This is a genomic window from Shewanella frigidimarina NCIMB 400, assembly GCF_000014705.1.
In the GTDB taxonomy this organism is placed as follows: Bacteria; Pseudomonadota; Gammaproteobacteria; order Enterobacterales; family Shewanellaceae; genus Shewanella; species Shewanella frigidimarina.
Map to the genome: position 1 here is coordinate 2736433 of NC_008345.1, position 14937 is coordinate 2751369.

Annotated in this window: 13 protein-coding genes; 8 read left to right on the forward strand and 5 right to left on the reverse strand. The window is 41.4% G+C overall.

Features of this window, described 5'->3' with window-relative positions; genetic code table 11:
- Positions 1-445 precede the first annotated feature (445 nt).
- From SFRI_RS11815 to ppsA, 4 genes are all read right to left on the reverse strand, one after another.
- Positions 446-865, reverse strand: a complete 420-nt coding sequence (locus SFRI_RS11815; protein WP_011637749.1) for a MarR family winged helix-turn-helix transcriptional regulator — start codon at positions 863-865, stop codon at positions 446-448.
- A 278-nt stretch (positions 866-1143) separates the two neighbouring features.
- The gene (locus SFRI_RS11820; RefSeq protein WP_011637750.1) at positions 1144-1614 is read right to left on the reverse strand and encodes a DUF1285 domain-containing protein; all 471 of its coding nucleotides are present in this window, start codon (positions 1612-1614) and stop codon (positions 1144-1146) included.
- Positions 1615-1623: 9 nt separating this feature from the next.
- Positions 1624-4671: a D-2-hydroxyglutarate dehydrogenase YdiJ gene (ydiJ, locus tag SFRI_RS11825; RefSeq protein WP_041413598.1), complete on the reverse strand. Its 3048-nt coding sequence runs from the start codon at positions 4669-4671 to the stop codon at positions 1624-1626.
- A gap of 130 nt (positions 4672-4801) precedes the next feature.
- The gene (ppsA, locus tag SFRI_RS11830) at positions 4802-7171 is read right to left on the reverse strand and encodes a phosphoenolpyruvate synthase (protein WP_041413599.1); all 2370 of its coding nucleotides are present in this window, start codon (positions 7169-7171) and stop codon (positions 4802-4804) included.
- Positions 7172-7297: 126 nt separating this feature from the next.
- Here ppsA and ppsR point away from each other — a divergent pair, with 126 nt between their 5' ends.
- Both ppsR and SFRI_RS11840 read left to right on the forward strand, forming a co-directional pair.
- On the forward strand, positions 7298-8110 hold the full coding sequence (ppsR, locus tag SFRI_RS11835; RefSeq protein WP_011637753.1) for a posphoenolpyruvate synthetase regulatory kinase/phosphorylase PpsR: 813 nt from the start codon (positions 7298-7300) through the stop codon (positions 8108-8110).
- Between the two features lie 206 nt (positions 8111-8316).
- Positions 8317-9381, forward strand: coding sequence for a 3-deoxy-7-phosphoheptulonate synthase (locus tag SFRI_RS11840; protein WP_011637754.1), 1065 nt, complete (start codon positions 8317-8319; stop codon positions 9379-9381).
- A gap of 144 nt (positions 9382-9525) precedes the next feature.
- Here SFRI_RS11840 and SFRI_RS11845 read toward each other — a convergent pair whose 3' ends face one another.
- Positions 9526-10749 carry an HD-GYP domain-containing protein gene (locus SFRI_RS11845; RefSeq protein WP_011637755.1) on the reverse strand — a complete coding sequence of 408 codons (1224 nt, stop codon included), beginning with the start codon at positions 10747-10749 and terminating at the stop codon, positions 9526-9528.
- A 392-nt stretch (positions 10750-11141) separates the two neighbouring features.
- Here SFRI_RS11845 and SFRI_RS11850 point away from each other — a divergent pair, with 392 nt between their 5' ends.
- The 6 genes from SFRI_RS11850 to SFRI_RS11875 all read left to right on the forward strand — a co-directional run bounded on the left by SFRI_RS11850 (position 11142) and on the right by SFRI_RS11875 (position 14834).
- Positions 11142-11858, forward strand: a complete 717-nt coding sequence (locus SFRI_RS11850; RefSeq protein WP_011637756.1) for an SIMPL domain-containing protein — start codon at positions 11142-11144, stop codon at positions 11856-11858.
- 4 nt (positions 11859-11862) lie between these two features.
- Complete coding sequence (locus SFRI_RS11855; protein WP_011637757.1) at positions 11863-12420, forward strand: SixA phosphatase family protein; 558 nt, start codon at positions 11863-11865, stop codon at positions 12418-12420.
- Positions 12421-12501: 81 nt separating this feature from the next.
- Positions 12502-12768, forward strand: coding sequence for a Rho-binding antiterminator (locus SFRI_RS11860; RefSeq protein ID WP_011637758.1), 267 nt, complete (start codon positions 12502-12504; stop codon positions 12766-12768).
- A 168-nt stretch (positions 12769-12936) separates the two neighbouring features.
- Positions 12937-13374, forward strand: coding sequence for an acyl-CoA thioesterase (locus SFRI_RS11865; RefSeq protein WP_011637759.1), 438 nt, complete (start codon positions 12937-12939; stop codon positions 13372-13374).
- Positions 13375-13557: 183 nt separating this feature from the next.
- The gene (locus tag SFRI_RS11870) at positions 13558-14220 is read left to right on the forward strand and encodes a response regulator transcription factor (RefSeq protein WP_011637760.1); all 663 of its coding nucleotides are present in this window, start codon (positions 13558-13560) and stop codon (positions 14218-14220) included.
- Entirely contained in the window at positions 14220-14834 is a 615-nt protein-coding gene (locus tag SFRI_RS11875; protein WP_011637761.1) for a DUF938 domain-containing protein, read from the forward strand. The genes SFRI_RS11870 and SFRI_RS11875 overlap by 1 nt, the downstream gene beginning before the upstream one ends.
- The last annotated feature ends 103 nt before the right edge of the window (positions 14835-14937 follow it).

The following is a 14937-nucleotide window of genomic DNA, read 5'->3' on the forward strand; positions in this document are numbered from 1 at the left end:
AGTACTAGGGTAGTCAATATAGAAACCTGCAGCCTAGACGACATAAGCTTTTTATGATGATTTTTAGGCCGAAAAGATAGAGTTTAATAAGTAATGACTTTTAAGAAATTTATTTTTAATCAATAAGATTCATTCAGTACAACATGCATGAGCGCAAGCGTTAGCATTTTAACGCTTTACAAATAAGATGACCCGAGGATATTAAAAATGAGGGTAAAAGTGCTAGCTAATTCCATCTCGAAACTTTCGTATCTGTTGTTTAAGTAACGAGGGGGAATGTTGCCGAAATGGCTGGGACTCCGAGGGGGATAACGTCCCTTTTGATCTGTACATCAAATGTAGCAAGAACCAAGACGTTAATGGTCGTAGGCTATAAATAATAAATAGCGGCTACAGCCCTGAGATATGATTAACTCAACTGATTAATTAACCTTATCGACTCTATTTATTGGCTAAACTGATTTACTTTATTCAACAAACGCATAAATTCATCTTGCTCACTGACTGTTAATGCGGCTAAAAAGTGTTGGTTAACCCACTCGGCCTCATGAATTAAGTCTTGCTCTAAGGCTTTACCATTATCAGTTAAAAAGATTTGAAATGCGCGGCGGTTGTCAGCTTCTTGATGACGGGTAATAAACCCTTGAACTTGTAAGTTATCCAGCAGCCGCGTCATGGTGTAGTTGGCCACATCACAACGCTTAGACAACTCAGTTTGGCTTAAGCCTTCCTCTTGCCACAAGGTAAATAGCACCGGCCAAAGTTTACTGTCTAACTCGTAGCGCTTTAAACGCACATCAAGCTGTTGCTGCAAGGCAATATTAAGATGGGAAATCAGGTAACTTAAACTTTCAAAGCGTTTCAAATGATACCTCCTACATCGTCATCCGTATGCTCACTTTCGGTTAAAGACTTTACTGACTAAACAGTGACAGCATCAACACGAAGTCAAACACACCTGAACATGAATTAGATTACCATCTCTATACGTTAATAGAAGCTATTTTAATCTTAACTCGAGATAAGAGATGGGAAATACGAACTTAAACCAATGTATTTAGAACATTTCATATCAAACTTGTCATTTGTTTTGCTAACTAGGCGCATTGATGCGTCAATAAACGGCTGTTTGATAAACGTTTATTATTTTGAGCTAAGGTTAACCGAGTCAAAAGATAAGTACTCGTTTATGTAGCGGTAATAACAGGCTCGGTTTAATTGCCCTACCAAGCCTCTGATTAATGGTGCGTAAATACCATCGTCTGTGACGATAATATCTGCGATATTAATGGCTGAGAGCTGCGTACCTATGCTGCTGGTAAATATCAGTTGATTGTTTGAATCACCATCCAAAGATGTATCTTGATAGTCCACCAGCAGGAATGGATAGGCTTCAACGGTGACTTTGACTTTCTCGACTGGTGTAATTAACAAATACTCATTGTCGATACAGTGCAAAATACTACTGAACAAAGCCGCAAATTTTGCTGGCAACGGACTGTCTAGATACAGCCAATCGCCATTGGCTTGAATATGAAACAGAACATCATCACTGCACAGTGCCACACCATCAGGTTGAGTAAATGTACTTAATGTCGCTGTTTCATCTGTCATTATACTTACCTACTCGAGTAATTTAAGTAACGCTTCAATAGGATGTTGCGGCTTAAAACCTGCAAAACGTTTTACTTGGCTACGACATGAATAACCCGACACCAACACTTGGCTATTTTCAGCAATTTTTTCAATGCTTGGTTGCCAAGACATTTCAAATAACTGTTCCGAACGCTCGAGGTTTTCAAGTTCATGCCCATAAGTACCGGCCATACCACAACAGCCTAAATTAACGCTGTTGAGTTTAGCACCAAAATGGCTGAATATTGCTTTCCATTCGTTGGCCGTATTAGGTTTGGCGGTCGATTCAGTACAATGACTAAACCAAGTAAATTGTGGTGCATCACTATCAACGACTGGCACATCATTGCGGCTTGCCACAACATCGGTTAACCATTCATTGGCCAATAATACCTCAAACGGTCCACGACGCTGACCTAAGACTTCTTTGTATTCGTCGCGATAACATAACACTAATGCAGGGTCTAACCCCACCATCGGCATGCCAAGGGCATGTACGCGGTTTAAGAAATCAGCACTGTTTTGCGCTGTTTTGGCAAACTTGTCTAAAAAGCCTTTAATATGAGTCGGTTTACCGTTTGGTTTAAAGGGCAGTAATACCGGTTTAAAGCCTAGCTTTTCGATTAATTGAATAAAACGATAAACCAAACCTGCATCGTAAAAGCTGTTAAATGGATCTTGTACTACTAATACATGTTGACTGCGCTGCGCTTGTGGGATCGCGCATAGCGCATCTAAGTCATAACCACGGCTAGCATGACCATCTAAACGCTGTTTTAGCGTAGGTACAGATAATTTAGGCGCATCTACATAACCAATGGCTTTTTTAATAACCCACTGGCTCAGCGGATTTTGCGAGGCCAAATTGGTTAATTTAGGCATTGCGGCCATCAGTGGTAGTGAGTCTTCGATACCTGCAACTAAATAGTCTTTGGCTGGGCGTAAATAGCGTTTGTAATAAATATTAAAGAACTGGGCTCTAAACTTAGGCACATCGACTTTAACTGGGCACTGACCCGAACAGGCTTTACAGGCTAAACAGCCTTTAAGTGATTCCATGACTTCGTGCGAATAATCATAGTCACGCTGGTTATTGAGGGTATTTTGAGTACGCTGCATCCACCCTAGTGGTTTAGATTTTGCTAACGCGTCAACATCAACACCTTCGGCTTCAAGTAATCGCAACCATTCGCGCATTAACCCAGCACGGCCTTTAGGTGATTGCACTCTATCGCCAGTGACTTTAAATGACGGACACATGGGTGAATAACTACTGTAATTAAAACATAACCCATTACCGTTACAGTTCATCACATCAGGGAAAGCATCACGCACTTGAACAGGGATTTGTCTGTCGAAACTGCCGCGTTTTGCGCTGTCGACATTAAACATTAATGGACCAGATTTAGGTGGCGCCACTAATTTGCCTGGATTAAGACGGTTATCTGGGTCAAATAACCCTTTAATTTGCTCAAGCACGGCATAAAGCTCATCACCAAATACCGCAGGCCCGTATTCACCACGAACCCCTTTACCGTGTTCTCCCCACATTAAGCCGCCATACTTAAGCGTTAATGCGGCAACTTGATCTGATATCACTTTCAGTAATTGCTCGTCGGCAACATCACACATATCTAATGCGGGTCGCACGTGCAACACACCAGCATCCACATGACCAAACATACCGTATTGCAAATTATGGCTATCGAGCAGCGCACGAAACTCCATAATATAGTCGGCTAGGTTTTCTGGTGGTACGGCGGTATCTTCGGCAAACGCTAACGGTTTACGGCTGCCTTTTGTTGCGCCCAATAAACCCACGGCCTTTTTGCGCATGGCATAGATACTGTCAATATCCGTTCTGTCGGTAATAACTTGAAAACCCACTAAACCAAATTGTTGTTGGCTTAGCTGCTCACTGAGCATCTCCTCAAGCAGAGCGACTTTATGTTTAACATCGTCATCTTCGCCAGCGAACTCAACCATATTAAGACCTTCGATGATCTTATTAGGTACCGCTTTAATTTGATCGGCAACCGAATGCCAAATAATGTCTTCGCGAGCAAGGTTAAGTACTTTTGAGTCAACGGTTTCAACTACCGTTGCTTTAGCCTGTACCAATGACGGGGCATGACGTAACGCGGATTCAAATGAATCATATTTGATGTTGACCATCATGCGGGTTTTCGGCAATGGAGTCAGGTTAAGCTTGGTTTCGGTGATCACCGCAAGCGTACCTTCTGAGCCCGTTAAAATACGTGATAAATCAAACTGGCTTAAATCATCATTCCACACATGCTTTAAATCATAGCCCGTGAGAAAACGATTCAACTTTGGAAAACGCTCAATGATGGTGTCACGCTTTACGCGGCAAACTTCTGCTATTTGGCTAGCAATGCTATTGCCGAGTGAGTTGTCACCAAAAGGTTGATCGGCCAACTTGTCTTGGTCAATTGGTGTGGTGGTTAATACGCTGCCATCAATCAGTACACTGGTTATGCCTAATACGTGATCGGAGGTTTTACCGTAAACTAATGAACCGGCACCAGATGCATCGGTATTGACCATACCACCAACGGTTGCACGGTTTGAGGTTGATAAGTCTGGACTGAAAAAGAATCCATGTGGACGTAAGGCATCATTTAACGCATCTTTCACTACACCGGCTTGCACCCTCGCCCAACCTTCCTCGGCATTAATTTCTAGCACTTGGTTTAAGTGGCGTGACACATCTAAAATTAATCCGTGGGTAAGCGATTGGCCATTAGTCCCTGTTCCGCCGCCACGCGCACTAAAGGTCACTTGTTTATATTGTGGTTGTGCTGCTAACGATAATACCAACTCAACATCTTGTTGATGTAGAGGGTATATCACCGCTTGAGGCAAAAATTGATACACCGAATTGTCGGTTGCCTGAATAAGCCGCGCACTGTAACGCTTGTCTATTTCACCTTCAAACTCGCTTTGTTCAAGCGCGTCAAGATACTCAAGATAGATAGGTTCTAATGTTTGTTTATGTGATAGCAAAGGTAACATAGAGGACTTATTATTTATTGGCATATTGCAGCCATTATAAACAAAAAAAAGCCGCTAAAAAGCGGCTTTTATTACAACTTGATAAAAATGCAGGTTGGAAAATAAATCTACCTGCAAATTTTACTCTTATTTAGCCATGTGCTTCAGCTAAATATAACCAAGTGTCAATTACGGTATCAGGATTAAGTGATACAGAATCAATACCTTGCTCAACTAACCATGCAGCAAAGTCGGAATGGTCTGATGGGCCTTGGCCACAAATCCCCACATAAGCACCTTTTGCTTTAGCCGCTTTAATAGCCATTGAAAGCAATGCTTTTACTGCATCATTACGCTCATCAAACAAGTGACTGATGATTCCTGAGTCTCGATCAAGCCCTAATGTTAACTGAGTTAAGTCATTTGAGCCGATAGAGAAACCATCAAAATGCTCAAGGAACTGGTCAGCTAGCAAGGCATTTGAAGGTAGTTCACACATCATGATAACGCGTAAGCCATCTTTACCGCGCTCTAAACCTTGCTCTTTCAGTAACTCAATCACTTGAGATGCTTCGTTTACAGTACGAACAAATGGAATCATCACTTCAACGTTGGTTAAGCCCATTTGATTACGAACACGTTTAATCGCTTCACATTCAAGCGCGAAACAATCACGGAATGCTTCAGAAATATAACGGCTAGCACCACGGAAGCCCAACATTGGGTTTTCTTCATCTGGCTCGTAACGGTCACCGCCGACTAAGTTTGCGTACTCGTTCGACTTAAAGTCAGACATACGTACGATAACTTTCTTCGGATAGAAAGCCGATGCAATAGTGGCAATACCTTCAACTAAACGCGCAACATAAAACTCAACAGGTGAATCATAACCCGCAATCATTTCGTTGATTTCATTTTGCAGTTCAGCAGTTTGACCGTTGAAATCAAGCAAAGCTTTAGGGTGAATACCAATCATGCGGTTAATGATGAACTCTAAACGCGCTAAACCCACACCTTCGTTAGGCAAACGTGCAAAATCAAATGCACGATCTGGGTTACCGACGTTCATCATAATTTTCATTGGCAAAGGAGGTAATGTATCAACACGGTTAGTGATGATTTCAAAATCTTGCTTACCTGAATAAATTAATCCGGTATCGCCTTCTGCACAAGATACAGTGACAATGTCGCCCGTTTTGATTCGGTCAGTCACATCACCACAACCTACAACAGCAGGTACACCTAATTCACGTGCAATGATTGCAGCATGGCAAGTACGACCACCACGGTTGGTGACAATGGCACTAGCACGTTTCATGATCGGTTCCCAATCTGGGTCTGTCATGTCGGTCACTAATACGTCACCTGGTTCAATTTGGTCCATCTGATCAATCGATGTTAATACCTTCGCGATACCAGTACCAATTTTATGACCAATTGCACGACCTTCACAGATCACGTCACCCTTCGTTTTTAAGTGATAACGTTCAATTAACTGGACATCTTCACGACTACGAACTGTTTCTGGACGAGCTTGAACAATATACAACTTACCGTCGTTACCGTCTTTTGCCCATTCGATGTCCATCGCACGGCCATAATGCTTTTCAATCACCATTGCTTGCTTAGCAAGTTCCATGACTTCGTCATCGTTAATAGAGAAAATACGACGCTGTTCAGCAGAAACATCTTCAATTTTAACTTGCTTGCCATGGCCAGCATCATCAGAGTAAACCATCTGAATCAACTTACTGCCGATATTTCGGCGCACAACAGCTTTATGCCCTTGCGCTAAAATCGGTTTGTGCACATAGAATTCGTCAGGGTTAACCGCGCCTTGTACAACCATTTCACCTAAACCAAAAGATGAAGTGATAAAGACAACGTCATTGTTTCCTGACTCAGTGTCCATGGTAAACATCACACCAGAAGCTGCTTTGTCTGAACGTACCATACGTTGTACGCCAGCAGATAAAGCCACACCTTGATGTTCGTAACCTTGATGAACACGATAAGAAATTGCACGGTCGTTAAATAGTGAGGCGTATACATGCTTAATTGCTAGCATGACCGCATCAAAACCTTTAACGTTTAGGAATGTTTCTTGTTGGCCTGCAAAAGATGCATCTGGCATGTCTTCAGCGGTAGCTGATGAACGCACTGCAAATGACGCTTCTTGAGTTTCACTCGACAACTGCTCGTAAGCTTCACGAATAGCGTCTTCTAATGCCGGCTGGAATGGGGTTTCAATAACCCACTGTCTGATCTGCGCACCTACTTTTGCCAGTTCATTGACATCATCAACATCCAATGTCGCCAGAATGTCAAAAATCTTCTGGTTAACTCCACTTTGTTCAAGGAACTCATTGAACGCATGCGAGGTCGTTGCAAAACCGCCAGGAACTTGAACCCCTGCATTAGCCAGATTGCTGATCATCTCTCCAAGGGATGCGTTTTTACCGCCAACCTTGTTTACATCGCCCATGCCTAATTCTTGATACCAGAGTACGTATTGCTGCACAGTTTTATCTCCGCAAGTTTTTATTTCAGTGGCCACTTCACACGAGGGCAAGAGCATCTTACACTCCCATACAACAAGCGTAAATCTATAATTTTATTTGTAATTTTATTACTACAAGAGGTCAGAATGACACCAAAAGTATTCTATATTTCAGATGGGACCGCGATCACAGCGGAGGTTTTTGGACATGCGGTACTTTCGCAATTTCCTATAGAATTTGAAGCACTTACGATTCCGTTTGTCGAAACCATTCAAAAAGCTCAAAAAGTTAAGCAACAAATAAATGATTGTTTTATTACAACAGGTGAAAGACCACTTGTGTTCCACTCGATCATTAATCCTGAGATCCGCAATGTGATTTTTTCGAGTGAATGTGTTGATTATGACTTTTTGAACACCTTTGTTGCGCCACTAGAACAACACTTAGGTGTACAAGCTAAGCCTTTATTGCACCGAACCCATGGTAAAAGTAACCATGGTTATGAAACCCGTATCGATGCGATTAACTACACCATGGAGAATGATGACGGCCAAACCATGAAACACATGGATAAAGCCGACATTATTTTATTAGGCGTGTCTCGTTGCGGTAAAACACCATCAAGTTTATATCTGTCAATGCAGTTTGGTATAAAGGCCGCAAACTACCCGTTTACTGAAGAAGACATGGATAACCTCAAGTTACCTGAAGCATTGAAACGCAATAAATCAAAGCTCTTTGGCTTAACCATCGATCCACATCGTTTGCATGAGATACGTCAAAGCCGCATGGAAAATAGCCGCTACTCTTCATTAAGACAGTGCCGACTTGAGGTAAAAGAAGTCGAAATGCTGTACAAAAAAGAACGTATACCCTTTGTAAATACCACTAACCATTCGGTTGAAGAAATTGCCACTAAAATTCTTGATATCACCGGTCTAGAGCGTCATATGTTCTAATTCATAAACAATCATTATCTGCATGAAAGAGAATGAAAAACCAGCAAAAGACGAACTTAACTCAGGTTGATTCGTCTTTGCCTTTTACGGCAATCTATTTTTTAACCGTTAGAATCCGAGGCTAAGCCTCGCATCTTGAACTTCTTTGGGTATATAATCCCGTTCAATATGATGCAGATGCATCTCACGATTTCTCGGTAATATGCATGACAATTAAAACAGATGAACTCAGAACAACCTTATTAAGCAAAGTTATTTCTCCTGCTCAGTTGGCTTCAGAATATCCATTAACGCAAAATGCTGCAGACTACTTGGTTGCACAACGTCGTGAAGTAGAAGCAATTATTGCCGGTGAAGATCAACGTTTGCTGGTCATTATTGGCCCTTGCTCAATTCATGACACTAAAGCAGCACTCGAATATGCAGAACGTTTGTCAGCCTTACATCACGAACTAAAAGATGACTTGTGCATATTAATGCGGGTGTACTTTGAAAAGCCTCGTACCATTGTCGGTTGGAAAGGCTTAATTTCAGATCCAGATTTGGACGGCAGCTTTAGCCCGAATAAAGGCTTGCGTATGGCGCGTCAGTTATTACAACAAATCACTGAACTCAAGTTACCTATCGCCACTGAGTTTTTAGACATGGTGAACGGCCAGTACATCGCAGACCTTATTACCTGGGGTGCTATTGGCGCACGAACCACTGAAAGCCAAATTCACCGCGAAATGGCTTCTGCATTGTCTTGCCCTGTTGGCTTTAAAAATGGTACTGACGGTAACATTAATATTGCTGTTGATGCAGTACGTGCAGCTCAAGCTCCGCATATTTTTTACTCTCCAGATAAAGATGGCGCAATGGCGGTTTACCGTACCCACGGCAACCCATTTGGACACATTATTTTGCGTGGTGGTAAAACGCCAAATTATTCAGCTGAAGATATTGAAGTCGCACGCGCACAACTTGAAAATGTGGGTGTAACTCAGCGTATGGTGGTTGATTTCAGCCATGGTAACAGTGAGAAACAACATAGAAACCAGCTTAATGTAGCCAATAGTATTATGGCGCAGCTGCGCAGTGGTAGTACAGCAATTGCCGGTATTATGGCAGAGAGCTTTATGATTGAAGGTAATCAGAAAGTGGTTAAAGACGAACCATTAGTGTATGGCCAAAGTATTACTGATGCATGTTTGCATTGGGCTGATTCTGAGAAGCTGTTACGTGATTTAGCTCAAGCTTCGAAAGAACGCAAAGCATTGCTAGCACAGTAATAGCCCTAGTACGGGTTAATGGCTAGCACACCAAAGCTAACTCAATCCTGTTTATATAGCGGCTGATATCGACACTGTATAATATTGTTTCATAATGCCAGTCCCCAGGACTGGCATTATTGTATATACCCTTTCATCAAAGGGTTAATCCTCTTCGAGTAAAGATGCTTTTGACAGCACTGCAAATTGTTCACTAATAACCATAAAGCTATCGACCAATTTGGGGTCAAAGTGTTTGCCTTTTCCTTCAAGAATTAACGCCATCGCTTCTTCATGACTAAAAGGCCTTTTGTAACATCGTGGTGATGTTAATGCATCGTACACATCGACTAAGGCTACAATTCTGGCTGACAAAGGGATAGATTCTCCTGCCAACGCATTAGGATAACCACTGCCATCCCACTTTTCATGGTGAGCGCCAGCAATGTCGCGTCCCATTCGTATAAATGTACACTGAGGGGCATACGCTAATAAACTGTTAAGCACTTTTTCCCCAATCACTGGATGAGCCTTAATTTGTTCAAATTCTTCTACCGATAAGCGCCCTGGTTTTAACAAAATATGATCGGCGATACCCACTTTACCAATATCATGCAAAATGGCTGATAGGCTAATTTCTTGAATAAAAGCGTCAGTTAACTCTTCTGGAACATGTTCATCGGTTAATCTTTGTTTTGCTAACATATTGGCATACTGCTGCATTCGAATAAGATGCGCACCGGTTTCATTATCACGATACTCTGCCAGTTTAGCTAACCCCATAACTGTTGCTGTACGAGAGGCTAAAGTAGACTCTAAAGAGTGTGTTAACTTACCCAATAAATAAGAAGTCGACTGAGTCACTATTGCATTAGTGACTAGAAAGTTAATCGCCACTACATACCAAATCAAGGTCGAAAAGCCGCTGATGTCGGGCCAATGAACCAGTTGGTAATGGTAAGCGATACCGATGACTAATAACGATATACCATTCGTCACCTGGGCCCATACCGCCATTTTGTCACCAAGAAGAATACTGCTCAGAGGAGGGAAAACAAATAACCAGAAAAAACCTGCGCCAGAAGGGCCAATAGCGACTATAAAGCCGATTCCGATACCAAACGCAAGATAACAACCTATGGTAAATTTTTGTGTATCGCTAATTCGTGGATAAAACAAAATGAATAATAATACCCCGTAAGCCACGGTATCAAATATTGCCATGCCCCAAAGATTTTGAACAATACACAAATATACGCTGGTGATATAAATCGGGATACATAACAAAGCCAACACACTAAACAGTCGCGTGAAAATGATCCGACGCCATACTGGTAAGCCATCATCAAAACCATTTTGAATAAGCTGTGCTGTTAAGCGAGATGACATATTAATTCCTTTTAAAACGATGTTAATCTAACAGCATTAAATTCTATTAAATGCGTAAACAGACTTATTTAGATGACCGAGCTGTATAAATGGCAGAGCGATTTAAATAACAACAACACGAGTCAGTAATATGCCAACTTAAGTATTGTTGCTAGACAAGCATTAAGCAAAACTAGGATTAAAAATAATCCATAAAACCAATATTCAACTCATATTCGATTATGATTGTCATTAATTTGGAAGCTTATCATTGCCGATAATCCATAATGTTAGCGAAAATATTGACGTTTCATGACTGTGTGATACGGCAATTAACACCCTATAACAAAAATAACGTTAGCCATAAAGCCAACGTTACATCACCACTCCCCACCTATAATAAGGATGTTGTTATGCAAAGTTCGTCTCGTAGTGCTGCTATTTTCGGAATATTAATTGCACTGGGCTTAGGCGCTTTAGGCGTATTACTCAAACAAGCCATTGTTGAGTACAAGTTACTCGACCGCAGCGTCACGGTAAAAGGTCTGGCAGAAAATGAATATTCTGCCGACATCGTCATTTGGCCTATCCAATTTACAGCTGCCAATAATAATCTCGATGAACTATACAAACAGCTCGAAGCACAAAATAACCAAGTGGTTAACTTTTTAGCCGAACAAAATATCGATCCTAAAGAGATCACTCTCGCCGCCCCCACTATTACTGATAAATTGGCGCAACAGTATGGTGGAAATCAACCAGTAGAATTGCGCTATACGGCGTCGCAAACCATTACGGTATATTCTAATGACATAGATAAAGTTCGCGGTGCTATGCCTAAATTAACTGAGCTAGGTAAAATGGGAATTGTTTTCTCGCAAAATAACTATGATGCCCAAGTCGAATATATTTTCAGCCGATTAAATGACGTTAAACCGAAAATGATCGAAGAGTCGACCACCAATGCACGTTCAGTTGCTGAAAAATTTGCTACCGATTCACAAAGCCGATTAGGTAAAATAAAAAAAGCAACTCAAGGACAATTCAGCATTAACAATAGAGATAAAAACACGCCATATATTAAACAGGTACGGGTCGTATCTACCATCGAATATTATTTAGCGGATTAACACCATGAAACAATTAATCATTAGAGTCATTTTCGGCTGTATCAGTTTAATCAGCGCATCACTAATGGCACAGACGCCAATCGTTGCTCCGATTGCGCTTAACAATACCGCCGTAGATAGCAATAACAATACCAAGAGCAATCAAGTTATTTTTATTGTCAGACATGCCGAAAAACTTGCAGGCAAAGACCCTAGCTTATCCGCACAAGGACAATTACGAGCTCTACGTTTAGCTAAAATACTATCTAGTACGCATTTAGATAAAGTGTACACAACGGATTATAATCGCACCCGTGAAACGGCCACCGCCGTAACGCAAGATCAGCAACTGGATTTAAGTGTTTATGATCCACGTGATATGGCTGCATTTACCCAATATCTATTAACTCAACAGGGTAGTATTTTAGTGGTCGGACACAGTAATACTTCGACAGATTTAGTAGAAGGTCTCGGGGCAGAAAAACAAATACCCATTGCAGATGCAAGTGAGTTTGATCGCTTATACATAGTGACCCTCAATGCCAACAAGCAAATGGTTTCTACTGTGTTGTTACGCTATTAACGGGTCATTGAAAGTGAGTAAATGATTGTTAATGAGTGATGGTTTTTAGCAAGATATAGAGCAGACAAATGGGATACTGACATGGATCCAATTAAATGTGAGATTTACGATTACATCGAGATCATCTGTTTGTATCGCTATAGGGTCAAACTGACATTAACAGATGGAACCCATATACAAGGTCAATTTGATCGAATATTGTATGTGAATCGCAATCAACAAAAACACGAAGCTATTGCGGGCATTAATCAACAACAGCAAGCGATTGAAGTGATATTAACCTATATCACTTCAATTGATGTTCTCAGCCAAAATGCCTCATTTAGCCATATATCGTTAATCGAATAGTATAACCCATCCAATTTATGAGAATATTTCCCCCAAGGGCCCCGCGAATGCTGGCCCTTGGGTGACTAAACAGGCACTACAACATCGACAGAGATCAACGCAATACAGTATAATGCGCGGCTTTTTTCGCTTAATTCTTTGTTGTTCTGCATAACATTAGGTAGTTGTATGTCCCTTGCTCAAAACCCTGCTCAAACTCAAAACCATTTCCCTGATGACATTGCTGCACGTATTGCTCAATCAGAAGCGCGCGTTATAAAGGCTATTTTCCCGTCTAATACCAATCACCATAACACCTTATTTGGTGGTGATGCTTTAGCATGGATGGATGAAACAGCATTTATCGCCGCCACCCGTTTTTGTCGTAAGTCATTAGTGACCGTCAGTTCTGACCGTATCGATTTTAAAAAAGCGATACCCGCAGGCAGCTTAGCAGAGCTAATTGCTAATGTGATTCATGTTGGTAATACATCACTCAAAGTTGAAGTGAACATTTATGTAGAAGATATGTACCACGATCATCGAGAACATGCGATACGCGGAGTATTTACTTTTGTTGCGGTAGATGAAAACAGAAACCCAACCCAAGTGTGGCCACACAATTAATATACGCCATTGCTAATGTAGTCAGATAGATGGCTGCATTAGCACTTTATCTACTCGACTAAAGTCTAAAATTTTACGGTTTTTATTCAAATCAATCACAATGTGACATAAAGCAATAGAATACTCGATTACTTTTCTGTTACATTGAGTTATCTTCACGTGCAACATAGAATAAAAAACGCCATGAAGCTCGAAAATTTAAACATCATCATCGCAGATGATCACCCATTATTCCGTAACGCCTTAAGGCTAGCGTTGAGTAATGCATTTGAAAAAACGCAATGGTTTGAGGCCGATAGTGCCGAAGCATTGCAAGGGGTTCTTGATCAAAAAGAGACCCCATTTGACTTAATCCTGCTAGACCTACAAATGCCAGGATCACACGGTTACTCAACCCTGATCCACCTCAGAACTCATTATCCAGATATCCCCGTTGTGGTGATATCTGCCCATGAAGACATCAATACAATTAGCCGAGCAATACATTATGGCAGTAGCGGATTCATCCCTAAATCTGCGTCAATGGAAGTGTTGGCCGAAGCATTAAATGCGGTGTTATACGGTGATATTTGGTTACCAAAAGGCACACAAATCGTGCCGGTTTCTGACGACCCGACCGACAAAATGGCCAACCGATTATCAGATTTAACCCCGCAACAATATCGCGTGTTACAGATGTTTGCAGAAGGGTTACTCAACAAACAAATTGCTTATGATTTTGGGGTATCAGAAGCAACTATCAAAGCACATGCCACAGCGATATTTCGTAAACTGGGTGTTCGCAATCGCACTCAAGCGGTGATAGCATTGCAACAATTAGAAATGGATAGAATTGATATCTCGTAATGCCTCAATCATTATCGCTACAACAGCTGCCTTTTTCACAAGCGTGTGAAAATAATAAACAGCCTATCTTTACCCTATTGGCAAAGTGGTTTGTCAATAGGCAACATGTACTCGAAATAGGCAGTGGTACAGGCCAACACAGCGTCTATTTCGCTGAAAACCTTGCCCATGCTCGCTGGCAACCAAGCGATCAGCAACATTATTTGCCTACCCTACAAGCTCGACTCGATTTGCAAACATCACCAAACTTACAACAGGCTATTAGCCTTGATGTCACCCAACCATGGCCCCTACTTTTATCAGATGTAGATGCAATATTCAGTGCTAACACCTTGCACATTATGAGTAAGCCAATGGTGGAAGCATTCTTTACTGGTGTTGGTAGTGTATTGGTTAATTCAGGTTCATTAGTCGTTTATGGTCCCTTTAATTATCAAGGCCAATTTACCAGTGACAGTAATCAACAATTCAATTTGTGGCTGCAACACAACAATCCTGATAGCGGTATCCGCGATATTGAATGGATCTGCCAGTTAGCACAACAACAGGGACTAACACTTCAAGAAGACATCACCATGCCAGCCAATAACCGTCTGTTACATTTCACTAAATAACCTCAACTTTACATTAGAGGTGAGCTGAATTGATACTGGGTGGTTATTTCAAATCAGCAATATCAAAACTCGTTATTTTGCTCACAAAGCGAATTAACCCCGT